This window comes from Luteimonas gilva (assembly GCF_005239095.1).
GTDB lineage: Bacteria > Pseudomonadota > Gammaproteobacteria > Xanthomonadales > Xanthomonadaceae > Luteimonas_C > Luteimonas_C gilva.
Genome location: NZ_SZUA01000002.1, coordinates 1 through 22169, shown reverse-complemented (window position 1 = coordinate 22169; position 22169 = coordinate 1). Strand labels below are relative to the sequence as shown.

General features: G+C 67.1%; 25 protein-coding genes, 1 tRNA gene and 1 riboswitch. Of the genes, 13 read left to right on the top strand and 13 right to left on the bottom strand.

Translation table 11 applies throughout. The annotated features are described in order from the left end of the window. Nucleotides 1–25: 25 nt before the first annotated feature. The 3 genes from FCE95_RS08065 to FCE95_RS08055 all read right to left on the bottom strand — a co-directional run bounded on the left by FCE95_RS08065 (nucleotide 26) and on the right by FCE95_RS08055 (nucleotide 2349). Entirely contained in the window at nucleotides 26–823 is a 798-nt protein-coding gene (locus FCE95_RS08065) for an aminoglycoside phosphotransferase family protein (protein WP_137266520.1), read from the bottom strand. An 82-nt stretch (nucleotides 824–905) separates the two neighbouring features. Next, nucleotides 906–1307, bottom strand: coding sequence for an acyl-CoA thioesterase (locus tag FCE95_RS08060; protein WP_137266519.1), 402 nt, complete (start codon nucleotides 1305–1307; stop codon nucleotides 906–908). After that, entirely contained in the window at nucleotides 1297–2349 is a 1053-nt protein-coding gene (locus FCE95_RS08055; protein ID WP_137266518.1) for a ribonucleotide-diphosphate reductase subunit beta, read from the bottom strand. The genes FCE95_RS08060 and FCE95_RS08055 overlap by 11 nt, the downstream gene beginning before the upstream one ends. A gap of 100 nt (nucleotides 2350–2449) precedes the next feature. Between FCE95_RS08055 and FCE95_RS17475 the strand changes: the two genes are divergently transcribed. Continuing rightward, complete coding sequence (locus tag FCE95_RS17475) at nucleotides 2450–2779, top strand: four helix bundle protein (RefSeq protein WP_137266517.1); 330 nt, start codon at nucleotides 2450–2452, stop codon at nucleotides 2777–2779. 22 nt (nucleotides 2780–2801) lie between these two features. Here FCE95_RS17475 and FCE95_RS08045 read toward each other — a convergent pair whose 3' ends face one another. The 4 genes from FCE95_RS08045 to FCE95_RS08030 all read right to left on the bottom strand — a co-directional run bounded on the left by FCE95_RS08045 (nucleotide 2802) and on the right by FCE95_RS08030 (nucleotide 7490). Then, complete coding sequence (locus FCE95_RS08045; RefSeq protein WP_137266516.1) at nucleotides 2802–5204, bottom strand: ribonucleoside-diphosphate reductase subunit alpha; 2403 nt, start codon at nucleotides 5202–5204, stop codon at nucleotides 2802–2804. A gap of 220 nt (nucleotides 5205–5424) precedes the next feature. Continuing rightward, nucleotides 5425–5712: riboswitch (cobalamin riboswitch) on the bottom strand. Between the two features lie 6 nt (nucleotides 5713–5718). Beyond that, a complete protein-coding gene (locus FCE95_RS08040; protein ID WP_137266515.1) occupies nucleotides 5719–6591 on the bottom strand; it encodes a sterol desaturase family protein in 873 nt (290 codons plus the stop codon). Between the two features lie 13 nt (nucleotides 6592–6604). Beyond that, nucleotides 6605–6892 carry a hypothetical protein gene (locus FCE95_RS08035; protein ID WP_137266514.1) on the bottom strand — a complete coding sequence of 96 codons (288 nt, stop codon included), beginning with the start codon at nucleotides 6890–6892 and terminating at the stop codon, nucleotides 6605–6607. Nucleotides 6893–6953: 61 nt separating this feature from the next. Next, entirely contained in the window at nucleotides 6954–7490 is a 537-nt protein-coding gene (locus tag FCE95_RS08030) for a hypothetical protein (RefSeq protein WP_137266513.1), read from the bottom strand. 186 nt (nucleotides 7491–7676) lie between these two features. Here FCE95_RS08030 and ompR point away from each other — a divergent pair, with 186 nt between their 5' ends. The 4 genes from ompR to FCE95_RS08010 all read left to right on the top strand — a co-directional run bounded on the left by ompR (nucleotide 7677) and on the right by FCE95_RS08010 (nucleotide 11285). Continuing rightward, nucleotides 7677–8396, top strand: a complete 720-nt coding sequence (gene ompR / locus FCE95_RS08025) for an osmolarity response regulator transcription factor OmpR (protein WP_137266512.1) — start codon at nucleotides 7677–7679, stop codon at nucleotides 8394–8396. After that, nucleotides 8393–9652 carry an ATP-binding protein gene (locus FCE95_RS08020; RefSeq protein WP_137266511.1) on the top strand — a complete coding sequence of 420 codons (1260 nt, stop codon included), beginning with the start codon at nucleotides 8393–8395 and terminating at the stop codon, nucleotides 9650–9652. The genes ompR and FCE95_RS08020 overlap by 4 nt, the downstream gene beginning before the upstream one ends. A gap of 33 nt (nucleotides 9653–9685) precedes the next feature. Then, nucleotides 9686–10570: an alpha/beta hydrolase gene (locus FCE95_RS08015; protein WP_137266510.1), complete on the top strand. Its 885-nt coding sequence runs from the start codon at nucleotides 9686–9688 to the stop codon at nucleotides 10568–10570. 106 nt (nucleotides 10571–10676) lie between these two features. Then, nucleotides 10677–11285, top strand: coding sequence for a hypothetical protein (locus tag FCE95_RS08010; RefSeq protein WP_137266509.1), 609 nt, complete (start codon nucleotides 10677–10679; stop codon nucleotides 11283–11285). Nucleotides 11286–11324: 39 nt separating this feature from the next. Here the strand turns inward: FCE95_RS08010 and zapE are convergent, their stop codons facing one another. From zapE to FCE95_RS07990, 4 genes are all read right to left on the bottom strand, one after another. After that, nucleotides 11325–12431, bottom strand: coding sequence for a cell division protein ZapE (gene zapE / locus FCE95_RS08005; RefSeq protein ID WP_137266508.1), 1107 nt, complete (start codon nucleotides 12429–12431; stop codon nucleotides 11325–11327). Next, nucleotides 12424–13092, bottom strand: a complete 669-nt coding sequence (locus FCE95_RS08000; protein ID WP_137266507.1) for an alpha/beta hydrolase — start codon at nucleotides 13090–13092, stop codon at nucleotides 12424–12426. Before FCE95_RS08000 ends, zapE begins: the two co-directional genes overlap by 8 nt. Nucleotides 13093–13227: 135 nt before the next feature. Continuing rightward, nucleotides 13228–13746 carry a c-type cytochrome gene (locus tag FCE95_RS07995; RefSeq protein ID WP_137266506.1) on the bottom strand — a complete coding sequence of 173 codons (519 nt, stop codon included), beginning with the start codon at nucleotides 13744–13746 and terminating at the stop codon, nucleotides 13228–13230. Nucleotides 13747–13847: 101 nt separating this feature from the next. Continuing rightward, nucleotides 13848–13924, bottom strand: a tRNA-Arg gene (locus FCE95_RS07990). 59 nt (nucleotides 13925–13983) lie between these two features. Here FCE95_RS07990 and ubiA point away from each other — a divergent pair. The 3 genes from ubiA (at nucleotide 13984) to FCE95_RS07975 (ending at nucleotide 15834) form a co-directional block, all read left to right on the top strand. Next, a complete protein-coding gene (ubiA, locus tag FCE95_RS07985) occupies nucleotides 13984–14898 on the top strand; it encodes a 4-hydroxybenzoate octaprenyltransferase (protein ID WP_137266505.1) in 915 nt (304 codons plus the stop codon). Nucleotides 14899–15007: 109 nt separating this feature from the next. Further along, entirely contained in the window at nucleotides 15008–15211 is a 204-nt protein-coding gene (locus FCE95_RS07980) for a hypothetical protein (RefSeq protein WP_137266504.1), read from the top strand. A 104-nt stretch (nucleotides 15212–15315) separates the two neighbouring features. Beyond that, nucleotides 15316–15834, top strand: a complete 519-nt coding sequence (locus FCE95_RS07975; RefSeq protein WP_137266503.1) for a Rid family hydrolase — start codon at nucleotides 15316–15318, stop codon at nucleotides 15832–15834. Between the two features lie 108 nt (nucleotides 15835–15942). Here the strand turns inward: FCE95_RS07975 and FCE95_RS17075 are convergent, their stop codons facing one another. Continuing rightward, on the bottom strand, nucleotides 15943–16422 hold the full coding sequence (locus FCE95_RS17075) for a nuclear transport factor 2 family protein (RefSeq protein ID WP_189644685.1): 480 nt from the start codon (nucleotides 16420–16422) through the stop codon (nucleotides 15943–15945). Between the two features lie 96 nt (nucleotides 16423–16518). Between FCE95_RS17075 and FCE95_RS17070 the strand changes: the two genes are divergently transcribed. Next, on the top strand, nucleotides 16519–17136 hold the full coding sequence (locus FCE95_RS17070) for a hypothetical protein (RefSeq protein ID WP_189644684.1): 618 nt from the start codon (nucleotides 16519–16521) through the stop codon (nucleotides 17134–17136). A 144-nt stretch (nucleotides 17137–17280) separates the two neighbouring features. Here the strand turns inward: FCE95_RS17070 and FCE95_RS07965 are convergent, their stop codons facing one another. After that, a complete protein-coding gene (locus FCE95_RS07965; protein WP_425481296.1) occupies nucleotides 17281–18009 on the bottom strand; it encodes a ComF family protein in 729 nt (242 codons plus the stop codon). A 49-nt stretch (nucleotides 18010–18058) separates the two neighbouring features. Here FCE95_RS07965 and bioB point away from each other — a divergent pair, with 49 nt between their 5' ends. From bioB to bioC, 4 genes are read left to right on the top strand one after another with little or no spacing between them, the layout of a single operon-like run. After that, a complete protein-coding gene (gene bioB / locus FCE95_RS07960; protein WP_137266500.1) occupies nucleotides 18059–19087 on the top strand; it encodes a biotin synthase BioB in 1029 nt (342 codons plus the stop codon). A 2-nt stretch (nucleotides 19088–19089) separates the two neighbouring features. After that, a complete protein-coding gene (bioF, locus tag FCE95_RS07955) occupies nucleotides 19090–20295 on the top strand; it encodes an 8-amino-7-oxononanoate synthase (protein ID WP_137266499.1) in 1206 nt (401 codons plus the stop codon). Then, nucleotides 20292–21194: a pimeloyl-ACP methyl ester esterase BioH gene (gene bioH / locus FCE95_RS07950; protein ID WP_223266827.1), complete on the top strand. Its 903-nt coding sequence runs from the start codon at nucleotides 20292–20294 to the stop codon at nucleotides 21192–21194. The genes bioF and bioH overlap by 4 nt, the downstream gene beginning before the upstream one ends. A 10-nt stretch (nucleotides 21195–21204) precedes the next feature. Further along, a complete protein-coding gene (gene bioC, locus FCE95_RS07945) occupies nucleotides 21205–22083 on the top strand; it encodes a malonyl-ACP O-methyltransferase BioC (protein WP_137266498.1) in 879 nt (292 codons plus the stop codon). The last annotated feature ends 86 nt before the right edge of the window (nucleotides 22084–22169 follow it).

Sequence of the window (22169 nt, the reverse complement as noted above, 5' to 3'; positions counted from 1 at the left end):
CTAAAAACAGCGGGGTTCGCCCGCTCTACAAAGAGTTGAGCTCGGCGAGAGCGAGCTCCGCGATAGGCAGATCGATCTCCGCGCTCTGGCCGTCGTCCAATCGCCAGGCCGCGGACAAACCGCACCAGGCCAGGATCCATTGCAACAAGCGTCGCCGCTCGATGCCTGACGCCTCGACGACGATCTCGACGCGTCGCCCGAAACGCTCCTGCGCCACGTCGGTGCGTTCTTCCGGATTGCAGAAGATATTGGCGTAATCGAAACCGCGCTCGCCGTGCAGGCGTTTGGGATCGATCGCCAACCAGCCGCGTTCGCCGAAATCGAGCACGTTGTCGTGGTGCAGATCGCCGTGCAGCGCGACGCTATCCTGCGGATCGTCCAGCAACAGGCGCGCGGTGCGCGCCGACTCGGCGAAGATGCCGCCGTACTTCGACGGCGCCGGCCACAATTGCTCGAACCAGGGTTCCAGCCCGATCAACTCCGGCAAAGGCTTCGCGCGCGGCGCATGCAAACGCGCGGCGGCGGCGCAGAGGATGCGCGCCGCCTCGTCGTCCTGGCCGTTGCCGGCCATCCACGCCAGCGAGCGCGTGCCCATCGCGCGCTCGAGCAGCAACGCGTCGCCTTCGTACGCGAGCACGGGCGCGGCGCCGTCGCCGTCCCACCATCGCATCAGCAGTCCGCCGAGCTTTTCTTCGGCTTCGCGCGCGATCTTCAGCATCGCGGGGCGGTCGCGATAGCGCACGGGCAAGAGGTCGCTGCTGTGGGTGTGCAGCGGCGGACCGTCGGGAGTCAGGGCCCAACGGGCCAAATAAGCATCGAACATGCGGCCAGATTATCCGATACGAACGCAGCGCGACTGGATTCTCTTCCTGTCTAACAAAAGAGGAACGGCCTGACACCGCGCCCTATGCCGGCAACGAAGGCACCGCTGTGGGTCGGCCGCGCGCATCCAACGCGATCATCACGAACCGGCCGCGCGTGCACGGCTCGCGTTCGCCGCTGAGCAGATCTTCGGCGATCAGCTCCACTTCCACCTGCATCGAACTGCGGCCGACTTCAACGATCCGCGCGACGGCTTCGACCAATTGGCCCTGCCGGATCGGCAATCGGAAATCCACCTGCTCCGAACGCGCGGTGACGACGCTGCGGCGCGCGTAACGCGAAGCGGCGATGAAGGCCGCTTTGTCCATCCACGCCAGCGCTTGCCCGCCGAACAGGGTGCCGAGGTGGTTGGTGTGGTCCGGGAAGACCATCTCCAATAGCCGCGCCTCGATGGGTGCGGGCGTTCCGCCCGAATCAGAAGGCATGATCGAAGCCGACCTCGCCCTGCACGCCGACTTGGTAAGCCGATACGCGGCGCTCGAAGAAATTGGTCAGTTCCTGCACGTCCTGCAGATCCATGAACGGGAACGGATTGCGCGCGCCGAAATGCTTGAGCATGCCGAGCTGAGCCAGGCGCTGGTCGGCGCAGTATTCCAAGTACTGGCGCATATCCCTCAGCGACAGGCCGGCGACGCCGCCGGACAGCGTGTCTTCGGCGAACGCGGCCTCGCAATCCACCGCTTCGGACATCATCTGCAGCACTTGCGCGCGGAAGTCGTCGTCGAACAGGTCCGGCTCTTCTTCGCGCGCGGTGCGGATCACTTCGAATGCGAAGGCCATGTGGCAGCTTTCGTCGCGGAACACCCAGTTGGTGCCGGAAGCCAGGCCGTGCAGCAGGCCGCGCGAACGCAGGTAGTAGACGTAGGCGAAGGCGCCGAAGAAGAACAAGCCTTCGATGCACCCGGCGAAGCAGACCAGGTTCAACAGGAAGCGCCGGCGCTGCTCGCGCGTCTCGAGCCGCTGCAGGTCTTGGATCGAGTCGATCCATTTGAAGCAGAACTCGGCCTTCTTGCGGATCGAAGGGATGTTCTCGACCGCGGCGAAGGCCTTGGCGCGTTCGTTCGGGTCCGGCAGGTAGGTGTCGAGCAAGGTCAGGTAAAACTGCACGTGCAGCGCTTCCTCGTACAGCTGCCGCGACAGATACATCCGCGCCTCGGGCGCGTTGATGTGCTGGTACAGGTTCAGCACCAGGTTGTTGGACACGATCGAATCGCCGGTGGCGAAGAACGCGACCAGGCGCTCGATCAAATGGCGTTCGGCTGGCCCGAATTTGTGCTTCAGGTCGTTGACGTCCAGCGCGAAGTCGACTTCCTCCACCGTCCAGGTGTTGCGGATCGCGTTGCGGTACATCTCGTAGAACTGCGGGTAGCGCATCGGGCGCAGGGTGAGTTCGAAGCCGGGGGAGAGAAGGCAAGGAATTAGTGGTGAGGAACTAGAAACTAGCAGGGCATTTTCTGACGCGGTCATAAAGGTTTTCCTAGAGCGAAACTGGGTTTGGGATGCCAGGCTTGAATCGACTGCGAGGTGACGCGTGAATTACAGGAATGCGGTTGTCTGGAACAAGGCGATGCAATTGGCCGAGTCGGTGTGCCGGCAATCGACATCGTTACCTAGCGTGGAGCGGTTCGGAATCAGGTTGCAGATCACCAGGGCGGCGATCTCCGTTCCGAGCAACATCGCAGAAGGATGGACGCGAGAATCCAGAAAGGAGAAGCGTCAGTTCCTCGCAATCGCACATGGATCGCTATCCGAATTGCACACCCAGCTTCTCCTTTGCTTGAAACTAGGTTGGTTGACGGAGCGATCGTTGGCCGATGCGATGTCGTTGATCGTCGAAATCAGCAAAATGCTTACCAGCCTACGCAGGCAGCTCCGCCACACCCCTACTAATTCCTAGTTCCTCACCACTAGTTCCTGCTTCACTGGCACGCCTCGCAGGATTCCGGATTTTCCAGCGAGCAGGCGACCGCGTCGCTCGGCGCCACTGCCGCTGCCGCTTCGCCCACCGTCGTCTTCGCGATCTTCGTCGCCGGCCGCGAACGCAGGTAGTAAGTCGTCTTGATGCCCTTCTTCCACGCGTACATGTACATCGACGACATCGCGCCGATGTTCGGGCTTTCCATGAACAGATTGAGCGAGGCCGACTGGTCGATAAAGGCACCTCGGTCGGCGGCCATGTCGATCAGCGAGCGCATCGGAATCTCCCAGGCGGTGCGGTAGATCGCGCGCAGCGTTTCCGGCACTTGGGCCAAGCCCTGGACCGAACCTTCGGCCTGCTTGATCGCGTCGCGTATCTCCGGCGTCCACAGTCCCAGCTTCTTCAGCTCGACGACCAGGTAGCGGTTGACCTGCAGGAAGTCGCCCGACAACGTCTCGCGCTTGAACAGGTTGCTGACCTGCGGCTCGACGCATTCGTAGCAGCCGGCGATCGAGGCGATGGTCGCGGTCGGGGCGATCGCGATCAGCAGCGAATTGCGCAAGCCGTGTTCGCGGATGCGCGCGCGCAGGGCTTCCCAGCGTTCTATGTTTTCCGGCGCGACGCTCCAGGCGTCGAACTGCAGCTCGCCCGCGGCGGCGCGCGTATCGGCAAACGAAGGATGGCGGCCGCGTTCTTCGGCCAGTTCGCACGAAGTCTCCAGCGCGCAGTAATAGATCGTCTCGGCGATCTTCGCCGACAGCGCGCGCGCCGGTTCGCCGTCGAAGGGCAGGCGCAGCTTGAAGAACACGTCCTGCAATCCCATCACGCCCAGGCCGACCGGGCGCCAACGCAGATTGCCGCGGCGCGCCGATTCGATCGGATAGAAGTTCAGGTCGATCACGCGGTCCAGCTGGCGCACCGCCAGGCGCACGGTTTCGCCGAGCTTGTCGAAATCGAAATAGCCGTCCTCGTCGAAGTGGCGGACGAGGTTGATCGAGCCCAAGTTGCATACCGCGGTTTCATCGGCCGAAGTCACCTCGAGGATTTCGGTGCACAGGTTCGACAAGTGGATGACGTTGCCGGGCTTGCCGGTCTGGTTGCTGGCGCGGTTGCACTTGTCCTTGAACGTCATCCAGCCGTTGCCGGTCTGGGCCAGGGTGCGCATCATCCGGCCGTACAGTTCTCGCGCCGGCACGGTCTTGACCGCTTTGCCTTGCTTTTCGGCTTGTTCGTAGGCGAGTTCGAAGGCTTCGCCGAACAGGTCGGTGAATTCGGGCACGATGCGCGGGTCGAACAGCGACCACTCGCCGCCGGCTTCCACCCGCTTCATGAAGAGGTCGGGAATCCAGTTGGCGAGATTCAGATTGTGCGTGCGCCGCGCCTCGTCGCCGGTGTTGTCGCGCAGTTCCAGGAATTCCTCCACGTCGGCGTGCCACGGCTCCAGATAGACGCAGGCCGCGCCTTTGCGCTTGCCGCCTTGGTTGACCGCGGCCACCGAGGAATCCAGCGTCTTCAGCCACGGCACGATGCCGTTGGAATGGCCGTTGGTCGATTTGATCAGCGAGCCGCGCGAACGCACCCGCGTGTAGCTGACGCCGATGCCGCCGCTGAATTTGGACAGCTGGGCGATGTCGCCGTACTTCTGGTAGATCGATTCCAGCGAATCCTGCGGCGAATCCAGCAGGAAGCAGGACGAGAGCTGCTCGTGGGTGGTGCCGCTGTTGAACAGCGTCGGCGAGCTCGGCAGATAGTCGAGGTTGCCCATCCGGCGATACAGCGCCAAGGCTTCGGGCACGTCCTCGCTCAGCGCGCAGGCGATGCGCAGGAAGAATTGCTGCGGCGTTTCGATGACCTTGCGGGTGTGCGGGTGGCGCAGCAGGTAGCGGTCGTAGAGCGTGCGCAGGCCGAAGTAGTCGAAATGCAGATCCAGCGACGGATCCAGGGCGTCGTTGAGCTTGCGCGCGTTGGTCTGCACGAATTCCAGCAGGCGGTCGTTGATCAGGCCGACATCAAAGCCGCGCGCGATCGATTGCGAGAAGGCGTGGATTTCCTGGCCGGCGACTTCTTTGGCGATGTAGCCCGCCAGCAGGCGGGCCGCGAGCCGGCTGTACTCGGGTTCTTCGGCGGTCAGCAGCGCGGCGGTGCGGATCGACAATTCGTCCAGTTCGCGCGTGCTCGCGCCGTCGTACAGGCCGGAGATGGTGCGGGTGGCCACGCGCATCGGATCGATCGCGTGCAGGCCTTCGCAGCAGCGCTGCACGGCGCGCACGATCTTGTTCAAATCGACCGGCTCGCGGCCGCCGTTGCGCTTGGTCACGCTCATCGCGGTGGCGGTGGGCGGCGGCGTGAGCAGGAAGGAAGCGTTGCGGTCTTCGTTCGCAACGATGGCGTCGGCGGTGTTCATGGTGATGTCCTCTTGCGATGTCGCACCGGGCCGTCTGTCCCTCGCGGACGGCGGAAGAAGCGACATCGCGCATGGACCAACGCCCACGACGCGACCTCGCCCCCTCGGGCGGGCGGACATCTCGGGACGGTTCAGCGGTGTCGCAGCGGCCGCAAGAAGACGGCCGGCAACGTCACCAGCCGTCTCCCCCCGGAGACTCCGCGGCCGGCACCGCGCGGCGTGCATCGCGCGGCTGTCGGCAGGTCTTCGGACTCGTGGACTTGGAGCTATGGAACGAGTGAATAGGAACTAGTAAAAAGCGTCGCTTACTAGTTCCTGATCTCTAGTTCCTCGTTCCTGCTTCTTTCCTACCGGCCGTCGCTTCCCAGGAATCGGATCCCAGTGCCAATGACGGCTTTCGTTTCCACACACCGCTGCGGGGCAGTGCCGGAGTTGTTTCGTTAGAAACGCACCGGCTTCCCTTTTCATCCGACGGCGTGCCGTCGGAACCGACGGGCACAACATATCGGGGTGATCATGATTCGTCAACACGATATGTCGAGTCCGTGCGCAATCCGATAGGTTTGAAGCCGGGCGGCCCGAACACCGTCAACCAATGCTCGCGCCATCCTCGCGCGTGGCGCAAATCGCGGAACATTCCCAACCACGCGTTGAACGCGACGCGCAACGGGTTGTAGCTGTATATCGGCACGGTCAAGCCGTAGCGCACGGACAAGCCCTCGCGTTCTGCGCGGAACGAGCCGAACAGCCGGTCGAACAGGATCAGCACGCCGCCGTAGTTGCAATCCAAGTACTCCGGATTGCTGGCGTGGTGCACGCGATGGTGCGCCGGCGTGTTGAACACGTATTCGATCGGCTTGGGCAGGCGTCCGATCAGTTCGGTGTGCAGCCAGAATTGGTACAGCAGATTCAGCGCCAGCGCGGCCAGCACCAGCGGCGCCGGAAAACCGATCCATACCAGCGGCGCGAAGAACAGCGCCGCGCCGGTGATCCTGCCGGTCCAGCCGAGCCGGTAGGCGGCCGACAGCGCGTATTGGTTCGGCGAGTGGTGCACGGAATGGTTCAACCAGAACCAGCGGATGCGGTGGTCGGCGCGGTGCATCCAGTAGTAGCAGAACTCCTGGCCGAGGAAGAGCAGCGCCCAGTGCCACCAGCGATCCATCGCCATGGTGGCGATGCGCCATTCCCACACCGCGTACAGCGCCGCGCCGACGATGCCGGCCTTCAATAGACCGTTGATCGCCAGCCGGCCCAGCGCATCGCCCAGCGAGGCCCAATACGCCTTCCAGTCGTAGCCGTGGCCCCTCCGCTGCCGCAACCAGCCTTCGATCGCGGCGATCGCGGCCAGCAGCGGCAGCGGAACCAGCAGGAGTCCGAAAGATTCCATCGCTCGCGAAGAATCAACGGCCGAAGCGTTGGCGTGCGTTCTGCGCCGCCTGTTGCAATTCGCCGGTGGAGAGCCGGCCATCCTGGTCCTTGTCCAGCGCATCGAAATTCTTGGCTACGCGCGGCAGCCCGGCATCGGCTTCCTTGCGGTCGATATAGCCGTCCTGGTTGGCATCGGCGGCTTTAAGGCGCTCCTGCATCTTCTGGCGGGCTTGCGCGCCGCGTTCGCCATTCTGGGCGCAGGCGGTGGCGGAGGCGGCGAGCAGGATCGCGGCGAGAAAGTAACGGGAATAAGCGGGCATGGGTCGATCTCTTCAGTGATGGGAAAAAGACGGCCGTCCTTGGCCGGGGGGACGAGGAGGGTCAGCGTCCGCGACAGGCGATGGCTTCGCCTGCGGCATTGGTGCAGGCGCGGGTATGGGTGACGACGCCGTTCTGCACCGTGGTCGAACCGTTGTAGGTATTGCCGTTCGCGCCGGTGGCGCTGGTGCTGCGGCTGCCGCTGACGTCGCCGTTAGCGTTGCGGGCGATGCTGCCGCTGGTGTTCAGGCCGCCGCCTTTGGCGCCGTCGATCGAAGCGCTGCCTTGGCGGCCGGCGCTGCCGTCGGCGTTGCGGTAGAAGCTTCCTTGACGCTGCGCCGTGCCGCCGTCGGCGCCCACGGCGTAAGCGCCGCTGCGGCCGGCGGCATTGCCTTGGCCGTCGCTAAGCACGTTGCGGCCGCGAACATAGGCGCCGCGTTCGCCGCGCCCGGCGGCGCGCGTCGCGGCGGCGCGTCCGCCGTCGACGCCGTGGACCACGGCGTGGCCGCGCACGCGGCCCTGTGCGGAGGCGTCCGGGATCGTGGCGGTCAGAGGGCCGATCAACGTCAGCAGCGCTAGCACTAGGGGGGTCTTGCTCATCGGGATCTCCGTGGGGTCGGCGCGAGGCGGGGCGCATCGCGGAGAGCCCAAGCTAAGCCCGCACAGGCCGTCAGACGTGTCGCGCCGGTGAGCAGATGTGTCGTCAACGCAGGCAAGAAACATTCGTTTACAACTCGGCGTCCGCACCGGGTTTGCGCGCCGCGATCGAGCCTGGATAGTGACGACATGAACGGATCACCGCCGCGCGTACTGCTGATCGACGACGATCTGCGCCTGCGCGAACTGCTGACGCGCTATCTGGAAACGCAAGGCTTCCAGGTCAAAGGCGTGGGCGACGGCGCGCAGATGCGGCAAGCCTTGGACCGCGGCCATTACGATCTGATCGTGCTCGACCTGATGCTGCCGGGCGAGGACGGACTGCAGATCTGCCGGCGCCTACGCGGCCAGGGCGACGCGACGCCGATCGTGATGCTGACCGCGAAAGGCGACGAAATCGACCGGATCGTAGGTCTGGAGATCGGCGCCGACGATTACCTGCCCAAGCCGGTCAATCCTCGCGAATTGCTGGCGCGGATCCGCTCCGTGCTGCGGCGCACGAACCCGGCGCCGGGCGCACCGCAGGCCGAAGGCGGCGAAATCCGCTTCGGCGCCTTCCGGCTCGATCTGGGCCGGCGCGAATTGAGCCGCGACGGCCGACCGCTGCGCCTGACTTCCGGCGAATTCGCGGTGCTGGCGGTATTGCTGCGGCATCCGCGCCAGCCGTTGAGCCGCGATCGCCTGATGAGCCTGGCGCGCGGCCGCGAACACGAAGCCTTCGAACGCAGCATGGACGTCACCGTCGCGCGCCTGCGGCGTTTGCTGGAAGACGACGCGCGCCATCCGCGGATCCTCCAGACGGTATGGGGCGTGGGCTACGTCTACGTGCCGCCGGAGCCGGCCGCATGAATCTCTTGCCGCGCAGCGTGTTCGGCCAGCTGGCGCTGGTGATCGGCCTGGTGCTGCTGGGCGCGGCGGTGCTGGCGGTGGCGCTGGGCCGCGAATTGGCCACGCGGCCGGCCGCCGAACGCCTGCTGCGCGCGATGGACGGGTTCGCCGATGTGGCCGAAGAACTCGCGCGCAGCCAATCGCGCGATCGCGCAGCCGAGCACCTGCGCCGCGCCGGCCTGGAAGTGAGCGATGCGCCGCCGCCATCGCCCGCGCCGCGCGTAGCGCCGTTCATGCGCGAATTGCTGGAACAGGCGCCGCAGCAGCTGGATCCCGGACGCGAAGTGCGGCTGGGCCGGGTCGGCCGCGCCAACGCGGTCTGGCTGAAGCTGGATACGCAGCCGGCGTTATGGGCGTCCTTGGCTTTCGATCGCCGCGGCGACGGCGTGCTGCGGTTCTCGGTGCTGATGCTGTGCGCCGGCGCGGCGCTGGTCTGGCTGGCGGCGGCTTATTACGCGCGCCGGCTGGTGCTGCCCTTGCGGCGCCTGGCGCGATCGGCGCCGGAACTGGTGCGCGGCGAAGCGCCGGAGCTCGGCGCAATGGAAGGCCCGCGCGAAGTGCAGGAACTCGCCCAGGTGCTGACCGAAGCGAGCGACGAGGTGCGCGAAGCCGCACAAGAACGCAGCCTCATGCTGGCCGGCATCTCGCACGACCTGCGCACTCCGCTGACCCGCCTGCAGTACGCCGCCGAGCTGCTGCCGGAGGCCGATCCGGAACTGCGCGCCGGCATGCATCGCGATATCGCCGAGATCGACGCGATCCTGTCGCAGTTCATCGCCTACGCGCGCGACGGACGCGACGAAGCCGCCGAGCCGCTCGATTTGGCGGTGCTGTGCCGCAATGCGGCCAGCGCATCGGAGCAGACGTGGCGGCTCGAAACGCCGACCTACGCGCCGATGATCGGCAAGCCTATGGCGCTGCTGCGCGCGGTGGAGAACCTGCTGGTCAATGCGCAGAAGCACGGCGCGCCTCCGTTCTGCCTGCGTTTGCGCCGCGAAGGCGAGGCCTGGCGCATCGATGTCGAGGACGGCGGGCCCGGCTTGTCGGCGCGCGATGCCGAGCGCGTGCGCCAGCCGTTCGCGCGCGGCGAGGGCGGCGGCACCGGGCTCGGATTGGCCATCGTCGATCGCGTCGCGCGCCAGCATGACGGCGAACTGCGGCTCTCGCCCCGGTCGCCGCAGGGGCTGTCGGCGACGCTCGTGCTGCGCGGCAGCTGAAACGTTATTCGGATCGCAGAAGGTAGAACGGACATGAAACGCCAACGGTCGATCATCGCGATCGCATTGCTCCTTTTGGCCGCGGCCGCCCCAATGCCCGAGGCGCGCTCCGCGGCCGCATCCGGCGAGGACGCGGGCGCGCAAGCCTTGCCGGCGGGAACGCGGGCGATCCGCGACGTCGCTTACGGCCCGGATCCGCGGCAGCGATTCGACGTCTATCTGCCGCCCGCCGCGCGGCGCGCGCCGGCGATTCTGTTGGTGCACGGCGGTTCCTGGAATTTCGGCGACAAGGACCATCCCGGGCTGATCCCGAACAAGGCCGGCTATTGGTTGCCCAAGGGCTATGCCTTGATCTCGGTGAACTACCGCATGCTTCCCGATACGCCGCCGCGCGAGCAGGCGCAGGACGTGGCGCGCGCGCTGGCGGCGGTGCAGGATCGCGCGGCGGCCTGGGGCGTGGACCGCGACCGCATCGCGCTGATGGGACACTCGGCGGGCGCGCACTTGGTGGCCGTGCTTGCCGCATCGCCGGAATGGCTGCGCGAAGCCGGAGCGGCGCCGCCGCGCGGCGCGGTGCTGTTGGACAGCGCCGCCTACGACGTCGAGCGATTGATGAAGGGGCCGCATCCGCGCTTGTACGACCGCGCGTTCGGCGCCGACGCCGCGGCATGGCGCGCGGTATCGCCGTATGCGCTGTTGACGCGCCGATCTTTGCCGATGCTGGCGGTATGTTCCACCCGTCACGTCATGGCCTCTTGCGCGCAGGCCCGGGCGTTCGAGCGCAAAGCGGCGGGCTTGGGCGTGCGCGTGGAGACGCTGCCGCAGGATCTGTCGCACATGCAGGTCAACCGCACGCTCGGCGAAGCTTCGGCCTATACCGAGAAGATCGCCGCGTTCCTGCGTTCCCTGGGCGTCTAGCGAAGCTCGGTCGCGCGGGGCGGAAGCGGCCGTTCATCCGGCGGTAGGCCGCCGGTTCGGAGCGGATTCCATAATGCGCATCTTTCGGAGGTCTAGGGGGGCGACGATGAAGATCGGACGATTGCTCGCTTGCGCGCTGTTGCTGGGCTGCGCGGTCGCGCGCGCGCAAGCGCCGCAGATGCCGTTGGAGATATCGCTCGCGCGCGGCAGCGAAGCGGAGAAGGCGGCCAAGGCGCAGATCGAACGGATCGTGGCGCGATACGACGTGTCGCCGTGGCTGTTCACGCGCAAGATCGTCGTCGACGAGCGCGCCTTGCCGCACAGCCATCCGGTGCTGACCCTGCACACGCGCCATCTGAAGGACGACGAATTGCTGCTGTCGACGTTCGTCCACGAGCAATTGCACTGGTACCTGGGCCAGAACGCGGCGAAGTCGCAGGCCGCCGTGGGCGAGCTGCGCAAGCGCTACCCCGACATACCGGTCGGCTTTCCGCGCGGCTCGAGCGATGCGGAGTCCAATTACTACCACTTGCTGGTGATATTCCTGGAATACCGCGCCAACCGCGCCCTGTTGGGAGAATTGCGCGCCCGGCAGGTGATGGAGTTCTGGTCCCAGGACCACTACACCTGGCTATACGCGACCGTGATGGAGCAGGAGCGCGAGATCGGCCGCATCGTCCGCGATCACGGCTTGATTCCAGACGCGGGCCGGTAAGGCGAGCCGCGGCGAAAGCGAAAAACGGCGCGCCGGGGACTATTGGCGGTGCTCGAGGGCGAGGTATTCCGCCGACTGCATCTCGATCAGGCGCGAAGCGGCGCGCTCGAACGCCGCCGCCAGGCGCGCGCCTTCGTACAGGGCCGGCGGCGCGGCGTCGGCGGTGCAGACCAGGTTGACGTGGCGGTCGTACAGTTCGTCGATCAGGGTGATGAAGCGGCGCGCGGGATTGTCGCGGCGCTCGTCCAGGCGCGGCACGCCGCCGAGCAGCACGGTGTGGAATTCGCGCGCGATCTCGATGTAGTCGGCGGCGCCGCGCGGGCCTTCGCACAACTCGGCGAAATCGAACCAGGCCATGCCCTTGCAACGCGCGCGCACCGCGATCTTGCGTCCGTCCAGTTCGATGGTGCCGTCGCGATGAGCGTCGTCGCCGCCCAGCGCATGCCAGCGCGCTTCCAGCCAGGCGTCGGAACCGGCGTCGAGCGGCGCGCGATACACCGGCGAGCGGGTCAGCTCGCGCAGCCGGTAGTCGGTGGGGCTGTCGAGATGGGCGATGATGCAATAGCGCTGGATCAGCTCGATCGCCGGCAGGAAGCGCGCGCGTTGCAGGCCGTCCTTGTACAGCTCGCCGGGCGGCGTATTGGACGTGGTCACCAGCACCACGCCTTCGGCGAACAGGCGGTCGAGCAGACGGCCGAGCAGCATCGCGTCGCCGATGTCGCTGACGAAGAATTCGTCCAGCACCAGCACGCGCAGCGTGCGCCGCCATTCCTTGGCGACGATCGCCAGCGGGTCGCGTTCGCCGGCGTGCGCGCGCAGGCGTTCGTGCACGTCGCGCATGAAGCGGTGGAAGTGGGTGCGGCGTTTCTGCGTTATCGGCAGTCCGTCGTAAAACAGATCGATCAGGAAAGTCTTGCCGCGGCCCACGCCGCCCCACAGATACAGGCCGCGTTCGGGCGGCGGCGGACCTTCGCCGAACATGCGCGCCAGCAAACCGCGCGATTTCGGCGGCGCGACGAGCGATGCGTGGATGCGGTCCAGTTCGCGCAAGGCCGCGTGCTGCGCCGGATCGTCCTGCCAATCGCCGCGCGCGACGCCGGCGCGGTAGTTTTCCGACGGCGTCGCCGTCGCGCCCGCGTCAGCCATGCGCCGCGGGCAGGTAGGCGCGTACGCCGTTCTTGATCGCGCCGCGCAGATCGATCAGCTTGCGGTGGAAGAAATGGCTGGTGTCGGGCATGCGCACCACGTCGGCCTTGGCCTTGGATTTCTTCAGCCAATCGTAGACGGCCTGCGGGTCGACGATCTCGTCGTTCTCGCCCTGGATCACCAGCCACGGCATGGTGGGCAGCGCTACCCTTTCGAAATCCCAACGCCCGGCCGGCGGCGCGATCGAGATCAACACAGCGGGTTTCAGTTCTTCCGCCGCGCGGATCGATACATAGGCGCCGAAGCTGAAACCGGCCAGCCAAAGCGCATGGTCGGGTCGCTGCGCGCGCACCCAGGCGACGATCGCGCGCAAGTCGTCGGTCTCGCCCTGGCCCTCGTCGAACTCGCCCTCGGAATGGCCGGTGCCGCGGAAGTTGAAGCGCACCGTGGTCGCGCCGAGCTCGCGCAAGCTGCGCGCGGCCATGGTCACGACCTTGTTGTGCATGCTGCCGCCTTCGGTGGGCAGCGGATGGCAGACCACGGCGACCACCGGCAGCGGCGCGACATCGGGCTCCGGGGTTTCGACGGCCGCTTCCAATGCGCCGGCGGGGCCGGGCAGCGAGAGCGTGGCCGATTCGTTCGGGAAGGCGGGCAGGACCATGGCGCGATGATACAAGGCGGGCGGGAAGCGCCGATGACGGCGGGTTTGGCGTGCCGATCGCCGACGTTCGCCGCCCGATAACGACGACGCCGCCCTAAGGCGGCGTCGTGCGCGTCGCGGAATGCCTTGCGGCGCTTACTTCAGATTGTCGACCATCCAGTCGACGGTGGCCTTGACCTGCGCTTCGGTCAGCGCCGGGTTGCCGCCCTTGGGCGGCATCACTCCGCCGTCGGGACCGGTGAAGCCTTCGATGGCGTGCTTGTACAAGGTGTCCTTGCCCTGCGCGATGCGCGGACCCCAGTGGGCCTTGTCCATGGTCGGCGCGTTGCCGGCGCCGGAGGTGTGGCAGCCGGTGCAGAGGTTGCCGAAGATCACCGAGCCGTCGGTGGTGCCGCCGTAGGCGACTTGCGAGGCGGCCTTGGCCGCGGCCGCCGCGACGGCTGCGGCCTGCTGCGCGGCGCCGGTGGTGCCGGCGTAGACGGAACCGACCGGTGCGATCCGCTGCTCGGTGCGCTTGGCGGCCTGCGGCGAGACTTCCGGCGGGATCACGCCCTGCAGATGGTGGGCGAACAGGATCAGGCCGAGGGTGACCGCCATCAGGAAGACGATCACCAACGAGAATTTCTTCAGAAAATCGAGGTCGTAATTGCGCACGTTCCACCTTTGGCGGCCGCTAATCGAGGCCGTGCATGCCCACAGTATAAATAAATCGCCCCAGCCCAAAAACCGCCAGAAAAGCCTGCGGATCAAGCATTTGGCGCGCCTGGAGGGATTCGAACCCCCGACCAATGGCTTCGGAAGCCACTACTCTATCCGGCTGAGCTACAGGCGCCGAGCCGCCTATTGTCCATCATCGCGCCGCGCCGCGCGAGCCGTTAACCTTGCGCCCGCATGAGCTACGAACGCTACAGCTCGCCCGTCCCCCTGCCCGTGCCGCGCTGGCGCGAGCGCCTGGGCCAGTACTGGAAATTGGTGCGCGGGGACCGGCCGATCGGCTGGCTGCTGCTGCTCTGGCCGACCTGGTGGGGCCTGTGGATGGCGGCCGAAGGCGTGCCGCCGCTGTGGACGCTGTTCGTGTTCAGCGCCGGGGTCTGGCTGACCCGCTCGGCCGGTTGCGTGATCAACGACTACGCCGACCGTTGGCTGGACCCGCAGGTCGAACGCACCAAGCATCGGCCGCTGGCCACCGGCGCGGTGTCCGGCCGCGAAGCCTTGCTGGTGTTCGCGGCGCTGATGCTGGCGGCGTTCGGTTTGGTGGCGACATTGAACCGGCTGACGATGTATTTGAGCTTCGTCGGCGTGGTGCTGGCGGCCAGCTATCCGTATTTGAAGCGCTATACCTATCTGCCGCAGGTCTATCTGGGCATGGCTTTCGGCTGGGGCATTCCGATGGCCTTCGCCGCCGTGCGCGGCGAGCTGCTGCCGCTGGCCTGGGTGCTGTACGTGGCCAACATCTTCTGGTCGACCGCCTACGACACTTGGTACGCGATGGTCGACCGCGACGACGATCTGCGCGCCGGCGCCAAGTCGACTGCGATCCTGTTCGGCGAGTTGGACTTGATCGCGCAGGGCGTGCTGTACGCGATGTTCTTCGCCGCGCTGGCGCTGTGCGGGCGGCAGGCGCAGATGGGCGTGTACTTTTGGTCGGCACTGGGCGTGGCGGCGCTGCTGGTCGCCTACGAATTCGTCCTGGCCCGGCACCGCGACCGCGACGCCTGCTTCCGCGCCTTCCTGCACAACCACTGGGTCGGCATGGCGGTGTTCGCCGGCATTGCCCTGGACTACGCGTTCCGCAATCCGGGTTGAACGTAGCCGGGTGCGGCCTGCGGCCTTGCCCGGCTACGCCCTGCGTCGCCTTTGCGGGGTAGACTCGGCTCGCCCGCGGGGAGCGGGTCCATTGCCAAAGGGGTAAGCGATGAAATCGATCGGCGGCCTGATGCTGTTGCTCGGCCTGGGTTCGTTCGTGCTGCACTTCATGAACATGGAATTCAAGCTGCTGTCTTGGGTGGACCATTGGGGCGCCGACGTCGGCGTCGGGATCCGGATCGCGCTGGTCGTGGTCGGCGGCATCCTATGGTTCTTGGGCAATAAGCGCGAAAAAGCGGTGCCGGCGAGCTGACCGCACGACGGAGGCCGGCGTCCGCGCCGGCCTCCGCCGAACGGCGCTTGCACCGGACATCGGCCCGCGCTGCAATCCGATTCCCCGGTTCGAGGACATCGACGATGCGCGCCTGCCTATTGACGTTATCCCTGCTCGGCCTGTCGCTGTGCGCTACGGCCGGCGCGCAAACTCCGGTCGTACGCGAGCATCTGGCGCCGTCGGGCTGGGAAGGTTCCTACTACGATTTCCATTACTCGCCGGTGGTGAAGATCGGCGACCGCGTGATCGTGTCCGGCATTCCGGCGGGCGGTCCGGGCAAGACCGACGAAGAGAAGATCCGCTGGATGTTCGCGCAGCTGAAGGCGCATCTGGAAAAAGCTGGCGCCACGATGGAAGATGTGGTCGAAATCACCAGCTTCCACGTCGCCAAGGACCACGACGATTTCCGCAAGCGAATCGAGCCGATGCTGAAAGTGCATCGCGAAGTGTTCCGCGACCACTACCCCGCCTGGACCGCGGTCGGCACCACCGCGCTGTTCTCGAAGGACGCGCCGGTGGAGATGCGGGCAGAAGCGATCATCGGTTCGGGCAAGGCGGCCAAGGCGGATATTCCCAAGCCGGAACCCGCCAAGGCCGATTAGCTTTGTGGGAGCGGCTTCAGCCGCGAGCTTTTTCTGTATTCAACGCGATGTCGCGATTTGAAGGAAAGAGCTCGCGGCTGAAGCCGCTCCCACAATAGCAATAACCGCTCAGCCGCCCGGCTTGATCCAAGTGAACTGCGAAGACTGCAGCAGCCACTTGCCGCCGAGCTTGCGGAAATGGAACAGCACGCGCGCCGGACGTTTCTGCTCCACGCCTTTCACCTTCAGCGTCGCGGTGTCTTTGGAAACGACGATGGCCTGGTCGCCGTACACCCGCACCCGCGGCTCTTCCATCACCGTCGACACCGGCTCCATCCCGGCGGCCAGCATCTGCGCCTTGGCTTCGGGCGTGTAGAAGCTCATCACTTCGGCGCGCTCGTCGACGTCGCCGACCGGCGAGATCTCGACGTAATCCGGCGCCAGGATCGCGTCCAGCGCTTTCAGATCGAACTGCAGCTGGGCATTCATCATCGCCTCGCTGGCCGCGATCAGTTGCTTTTCGGCATCGGCCGTCGAATCCGCGGCGGCGGCCTGCAGGGAACCGAGCGACAGTGCGGCGGCGAGTACCGCGGTCGTGAACGTCTTCATCTTGGATGCCGGTTGGGGAAGGTCGGCAGAAGATGCAGCGTTCCGGCCGGCGCGGTATCTGCCGAAAGTCGGGGGCGGTCTGGGTAAGATGCGCCGATGACTCCCGCCGCCGACCCGCCGCCGCGTCCGCGCCTGCGCGACCATATCCGCGAGAAGCTGCCCGAGATCGCGGTCGAAGCGTTCTCGGTGGCGCTGGCCGTGGGCTTGGCGCTGGCGATCGACAATTGGAAGGAAGACCGTTCGCTCAATCGCCAGGCCAACGCGCTGCGCCAAGCCGTGGCGGCGGAGATGCGCAGCAACTTGGACGAATTGCAGCGGGTGCTGCCGAAGATCAATTCGAACCTGGCCGAAGCCGAGCACGTCGTCAAATCGGAAACCGACGCCGAGCAGCCTTCGCGGCTGGAGGTCACCTCCGCGGTGCTGACCGCGGCCGCCTGGCAGACCACGCAGAATTCGAACAACGCGGTCGAACGCTTGTCGCCGGCCTGGCGGATCAAGGTCGCCAAGGCTTACGAACTGCAGGAGCTGTACCAGCGCCAGCAGGAATCGGCGATGGACGCGCTGGTGCAGTTCACGACCCGCCGCGAAGGCCGCGCCAGCGACGAAGAGCTGATCAAGACCTTGTTCTACCAAGTGCGGATGCAGAAGGCCGGCAACCTCGAACTGACCAGCGCTTATCTGGAATTGCTGGAGCAGGAAGCGCCGGAGCGCTGAGGCGCTGCTTCTCCTTCTCCCATCGGGAGAAGGTGGCGCGTAGCGCCGGATGAGGGTACGGCGCGAGCGCGTAGCTTCAATCGCACACCGAACCCTCATCCGCCCTTCGGGCACCTTCTCCCGATGGGAGAAGGAAAAAAGCGGTCACGGCGTTCGCGCGCACACCCACGCATCCACGCGTTGCGCGCCGGCGCGACGCAAGGCCTGCGCCGCGGCATGCAGAGTCGCGCCGGTGGTGACGACGTCGTCGATCACGGCCACGTGCGGCGGCAGAACGACGCCGGGATCGACCGCGAACGCGCCGCGCAGATTGCGCCGCCGCGCGGCGGCGTCGAGCCGGGATTGCGGCGGCGTGCCGCGCTTGCGGATCAGCGCATCGTCCAACAGCGGCAAGGCGAAGGCGTGCGCCAGCGGCCGCGCCAATTCCAAGGCTTGGTCGTAGCCGCGGCTGCGCAAACGGCCGCGGTGCAGCGGCAAGGGCACCAGCGCGTCGGGCCTCGGCAAGGCGGCGAAGGCTTGGATCATCAATTGCGAGAGCAGCCGGCCGCAGGCCAAGTCGGCATGGAATTTCAACCGCGGCAGCAGCCGGTCCACCGGGAAGGCGTAGACCAGGGCGGCATGGGTTTCGGCCAGCGGCGGCGGCCGGCGCAGGCAAAGGCCGCAAGCGGGCGCCGGCGCGGGCAAGGGCAGGGCGCAGCGTAGGCAGGCGTTGCGGTTCCAGGGCAAGGCCGCGTCGCAGTCGCGGCACAAATCCCGGCCTCCGCGGCCCGATTCGCCGCATAGCAGGCAGCGCGGCGGCCACAGCAGGGCCGCCAAGCGCCGGCCGAGCCCGTCAACATCCACGGGCGGCATTCGGTTGACAGGACCCGGCATGGTTTCCAGACTGCCGGGCTTGCCAGCCCTTGTCCGTCGGGAAAAACCCATGCCAGCCGTCAGCGAACCGCTCTCCGCCGCGCCCGCCCTCCGCCACGATTGGTCGCGCGCCGACATCGAAGCGCTGTTCGCGCTGCCGTTCACCGAATTGCTGCATCGCGCCGGCAGCGTCCATCGCCGCCATTTCGATCCGGCCGAAGTGCAGATCAGCACGCTGCTGTCGGTGAAGACCGGCGGCTGCCCCGAGGACTGCGCCTACTGCCCGCAGGCGCAGCGCTACCACACCGGCGTCGATGCGACCAAGCTGATGAGCACCGAAGCGGTGCTGGAAAAAGCCAAGCAGGCCAAGGCCGCCGGCGCGTCGCGCTTCTGCATGGGCGCGGCCTGGCGTTCGCCGAAGGACCGCGACATCCCGAAAGTCGCGGCGATGATCCGCGAAGTGAAAGCGCTGGGCCTGGAAACCTGCGCCACGTTGGGCATGCTCAGCGACGGCCAAGCGCAGGCGCTGAAGGCCGCCGGCCTGGACTACTACAACCACAACCTGGATACCGCGCCGGAGTTCTACGGCGAAATCATCCACACCCGCGAATACCAGGACCGCCTGGACACGCTCGCGCACGTGCGCGACGCCGGCATGAAGACCTGCTGCGGCGGCATCGTCGGCATGGGCGAGTCGCGTGCGCAGCGCGCCGGTTTGCTGCAGGCTTTGGCCAATCTGCCGGCGCATCCGGATTCGGTGCCGATCAACCGCTTGGTCCAGGTCGAAGGCACGCCGCTGGCCGGCACCGCGGAACTGGATCCTTTCGAATTCGTGCGCACCATCGCGGTGGCGCGGATCCTGATGCCCCAATCTATGGTCCGGCTGTCGGCCGGGCGCGAGACCATGAGCGACGAACTGCAGGCGCTGTGCTTCGCCGCCGGCGCCAATTCGATCTTCTACGGCGAGAAGCTGCTCACCACCGGCAACCCGGACGCCGAGCGCGACATGGCGTTGTTCGCGCGTCTCGGCCTGCGGCCGATGCAGATCGTGGAAGAAGCCGCCACCGTCCACGCCGACATCGTCGAAGCGGCGGCCTGAGCATGGCGCGCGCCGACCTGCACGAACGTCTGCGCGAGGCGCGCGCGTTGCGCGAGGCGCAGCAGCGGGTGCGCGTGCGGCGCAACGTGACCCGGCGCGACGGCGCGCGCTACGAAGTCGACGGGCGCTGGCGGGTCGGCTTCTGCGGCAACGATTACCTGGGCCTGGCCCAGCAGTTCGGCGTGGTCGCCGCATTGCAGGACGCCGCCGCGCGCGACGGCGTCGGCAGCACCGCTTCGCATCTGGTTTGCGGCCATCACGCCGTGCATGAGGCGTTGGAGCGCGAGATCGCCGAGTGGCTGGAATATCCGCGCGGCCTGCTGATGGGCAGCGGCTTCCTGGCCAATCTGGCGGTGGTGCAATCGCTGCTGGGCAACGACGACATCTGCGTTCAAGACCGCTTGAACCACGCCAGCCTGATCGACGCCGCGCGCCTGGCCGACTGCCGCCTGCGCCGCTATCCGCACGCCGACGCCGAGGGCGCGTTGCGCCAGTTGCGCAGCGTGCCGGACGGCGCGGCGATGCTCGCCACCGACGGCGTGTTCAGCATGGACGGCGACATCGCGCCGTTGCGCGCGCTGATGCTGGCCGCGCGCATGCAGCAGGCGCTGGTGTACGTGGACGACGCGCACGGCGTCGGCGTGCTCGGCCCGAGCGGGCGCGGCAGCGTCGCGTTCAGCGGCCTGGGTCCGGCCGACGTGCCGTTGCAATTGGTCACGCTGGGCAAAGCGCTCGGCGGCTACGGCGCGGTGCTGGTAGGCGACGAAACCGTGATCGGGCATCTGGCCGAAACCGCGCGGCCTTACGTGTACAGCACCGCGATCCCGCCCGCGCAAGCGGCGGCGTCGTTGGCCGCGGTGAAGATCGCGCGCCGCGAGGAATGGCGGCGGGTTAAGCTGCGCGAATCGATCGTGCGCCTGCGCACCTCTGCGGCCGCGCACGGCTTGGAATTGCTGCCTTCGGACACGCCGATCCAGCCCTTCGTCTGCGGCAGCGAAGCGCGCGCGCTGGCTTACGCGCAGGCGCTGGACGACGCCGGCTATTGGGTCGCCGCGATCCGCCCGCCGACCGTGCCCGAAGGCGGCGCGCGCTTGCGCATCACCGTGTCGGCCTTGCACAGCCCGGCCGAGATCGACGGCTTGATCGACACGCTGTCGCGCGCGCGCGACCGCCTCGGAGACGCGCCCGTCGCGGCCCCCGCCGCTTGAACGCCGGCTTGCACATCGAAGTCGCCGGCTCTGGTCCGGCGCTGGTGCTCGTCCACGGTTGGGCGATGCACGGCGGCGTGTTCGCGCCGCTGGTCGCGCGCTTGCGCGATCGCTACACGCTGCATCTGGTCGACTTGCCCGGCCACGGCTACAGCCGCGAAGACGCGACGCCGCTCGAGCTGGACGCGACCGTCGCGCAAATCGCCGCGCGCACGCCGCCGGCGATCTGGATCGGCTGGTCGCTCGGCGGCTTGTTCGCGCTGCGCGCGGCGGCGACGTCGGCGCAGGTGCGGGGCTTGGTCATGATCAGCGCCACGCCGCGCTTCGTGGTCGACGACGGCGCCGACGGCCGGCCGTGGCCGCACGCGGTCTCGCCGCAGGTGTTTACGCAGTTCGCCGCGGATTTGCAGAGCGACTACCGCAGCACGCTCGACCGCTTTCTGGTGCTGGACACGATCGGCGCCGAACACGGCCGCGAAGAGTTGCGCACGCTGCGCCAGCAATTGTTCGCGCGCGGCGAGCCGGCGCGGCGGGTGCTGCAGCAAGGGCTGTCGCTGCTCGACGAAACCGATTTGCGCGAATCGCTGCCGCAACTGCGGGTACCGAGCTTGTGGATTTCGGGTCGGCGCGACCGCTTGGTGCCGCCCGCCGGCATGCGCGCCGCCGCGGCACTCGCGCCGAATTCCGAATTTCTTGAGATCGCCGGCGGCGGGCATGCGCCGTTCTTGGGACATGCGGACGAAGTCGCGGCGGCCATCGACACTTTTGCTTCCGCTTCAAGCTGTCATTCCCGCGAAGGCTGGAATCCAGCGACTTTGGCTTCTCCAGAAAGCGACGAGGCGGGTTCGCAGCGCCGCGCGCCCTCACCCAACCCTCTCCCGCAAGCGGGAGAGGGTTAAAACCAAAGGCATGAACGAAGTCTTCGACACCCGCCAAGTCCGCCGCGCCTTCTCGCGCTCGGCGCAAGGCTACGAAGCCGCCGCCGCGCTGCAGCGCGAGGTGGAATCGCGCCTGCTCGAATCGCTCGACTATTTGGAAGATCGACAGCCGCAAATCGTCGTCGATCTCGGCTGCGGTCCGGGTCGCGCTTCCGCCGCGATGCGCAAGCGTTGGCCGAAAGCGAGAGTGCTGGCGCTCGACCTCGCCTTGCCGATGCTGCGCGAAGCCAAGAAGCAGGGCGGCTGGTGGCGATCCTTCGACCGCGTCTGCGCCGATGCGCGCGCCCTGCCGCTCGCCGACGCCAGCGTCGACGTGCTGTTCTCCAATTTGTGCGTGCAGTGGATCGAGGATCTGCCGACGCTGTTCGCCGAATTCCGGCGTGTGCTCAAGCCGGGCGCGCGCTTGCTGGTGTCGAGTTTCGGTCCGGAGACGCTGATCGAATTGCGCGCGGCCTTCGCCCGGGCGGATTCGGCGCCGCACGTCAGCCCGTTCGCGTCGATCGCGCAGTTCGGCGATGCGATGGTCCAGGCCGGTTTCCGCGACCCGGTGCTCGACCGCGACCTGTTCGTGCCGGGCTATCCCGATTTGGCCGCGCTGATGCGCGAATTGCGCGCGCTTGGCGCGACCAACGCGCTGCGCACGCGCCGGCACACGCTGACCGGACGCGCGCGCTTCGCCGCGGCAGCATCCGCCTACGAAGCCGAACGCCGTAGCGACGGCTTGCTGCCGGCGACGTGGGAAGTGCTCTACGCCCAAGCCTGGGCGCCGCCGCCGGGCGCGCCGATCCGGATCGGCGGATACGAGGTCACCGCGGTGCCGCTGGACCGGATTCCCATACGCCGGCGTTGATGCGCGCTTTTGTAGGAGCGGCTTCAGCCGCGAGCTCTTTCCCACACGTCGTCGCGACCTGAAAAGGAAGGCTCGCGGCTGAAGCC

What these genes read in the sequence shown, in the direction of transcription:
- FCE95_RS08060 (WP_137266519.1), bottom strand. Translation starts at nt 1,307, where the DNA reads ATGCCTTCTGATTCGGGCGGAACGCCCGCACCCATCGAGGCGCGGCTA.
- bioF (WP_137266499.1), top strand. Translation starts at nt 19,090, where the DNA reads ATGGCGCGCGCCGACCTGCACGAACGTCTGCGCGAGGCGCGCGCGTTG.
- bioC (WP_137266498.1), top strand. Translation starts at nt 21,205, where the DNA reads ATGAACGAAGTCTTCGACACCCGCCAAGTCCGCCGCGCCTTCTCGCGC.
- FCE95_RS08015 (WP_137266510.1), top strand. Translation starts at nt 9,686, where the DNA reads ATGAAACGCCAACGGTCGATCATCGCGATCGCATTGCTCCTTTTGGCC.
- FCE95_RS08035 (WP_137266514.1), bottom strand. Translation starts at nt 6,892, where the DNA reads ATGCCCGCTTATTCCCGTTACTTTCTCGCCGCGATCCTGCTCGCCGCC.
- FCE95_RS07975 (WP_137266503.1), top strand. Translation starts at nt 15,316, where the DNA reads ATGCGCGCCTGCCTATTGACGTTATCCCTGCTCGGCCTGTCGCTGTGC.
- ompR (WP_137266512.1), top strand. Translation starts at nt 7,677, where the DNA reads ATGAACGGATCACCGCCGCGCGTACTGCTGATCGACGACGATCTGCGC.
- FCE95_RS08065 (WP_137266520.1), bottom strand. Translation starts at nt 823, where the DNA reads ATGTTCGATGCTTATTTGGCCCGTTGGGCCCTGACTCCCGACGGTCCG.
- FCE95_RS07980 (WP_137266504.1), top strand. Translation starts at nt 15,008, where the DNA reads ATGAAATCGATCGGCGGCCTGATGCTGTTGCTCGGCCTGGGTTCGTTC.
- FCE95_RS08020 (WP_137266511.1), top strand. Translation starts at nt 8,393, where the DNA reads ATGAATCTCTTGCCGCGCAGCGTGTTCGGCCAGCTGGCGCTGGTGATC.
- FCE95_RS17475 (WP_137266517.1), top strand. Translation starts at nt 2,450, where the DNA reads ATGCAATTGGCCGAGTCGGTGTGCCGGCAATCGACATCGTTACCTAGC.
- FCE95_RS17070 (WP_189644684.1), top strand. Translation starts at nt 16,519, where the DNA reads ATGACTCCCGCCGCCGACCCGCCGCCGCGTCCGCGCCTGCGCGACCAT.
- FCE95_RS08040 (WP_137266515.1), bottom strand. Translation starts at nt 6,591, where the DNA reads ATGGAATCTTTCGGACTCCTGCTGGTTCCGCTGCCGCTGCTGGCCGCG.
- FCE95_RS08055 (WP_137266518.1), bottom strand. Translation starts at nt 2,349, where the DNA reads ATGACCGCGTCAGAAAATGCCCTGCTAGTTTCTAGTTCCTCACCACTA.
- ubiA (WP_137266505.1), top strand. Translation starts at nt 13,984, where the DNA reads ATGAGCTACGAACGCTACAGCTCGCCCGTCCCCCTGCCCGTGCCGCGC.
- FCE95_RS08045 (WP_137266516.1), bottom strand. Translation starts at nt 5,204, where the DNA reads ATGAACACCGCCGACGCCATCGTTGCGAACGAAGACCGCAACGCTTCC.
- FCE95_RS17075 (WP_189644685.1), bottom strand. Translation starts at nt 16,422, where the DNA reads ATGAAGACGTTCACGACCGCGGTACTCGCCGCCGCACTGTCGCTCGGT.
- FCE95_RS08010 (WP_137266509.1), top strand. Translation starts at nt 10,677, where the DNA reads ATGAAGATCGGACGATTGCTCGCTTGCGCGCTGTTGCTGGGCTGCGCG.
- FCE95_RS08030 (WP_137266513.1), bottom strand. Translation starts at nt 7,490, where the DNA reads ATGAGCAAGACCCCCCTAGTGCTAGCGCTGCTGACGTTGATCGGCCCT.
- FCE95_RS08000 (WP_137266507.1), bottom strand. Translation starts at nt 13,092, where the DNA reads ATGGTCCTGCCCGCCTTCCCGAACGAATCGGCCACGCTCTCGCTGCCC.
- FCE95_RS07965 (WP_425481296.1), bottom strand. Translation starts at nt 18,009, where the DNA reads ATGCCGGGTCCTGTCAACCGAATGCCGCCCGTGGATGTTGACGGGCTC.
- zapE (WP_137266508.1), bottom strand. Translation starts at nt 12,431, where the DNA reads ATGGCTGACGCGGGCGCGACGGCGACGCCGTCGGAAAACTACCGCGCC.
- bioB (WP_137266500.1), top strand. Translation starts at nt 18,059, where the DNA reads ATGCCAGCCGTCAGCGAACCGCTCTCCGCCGCGCCCGCCCTCCGCCAC.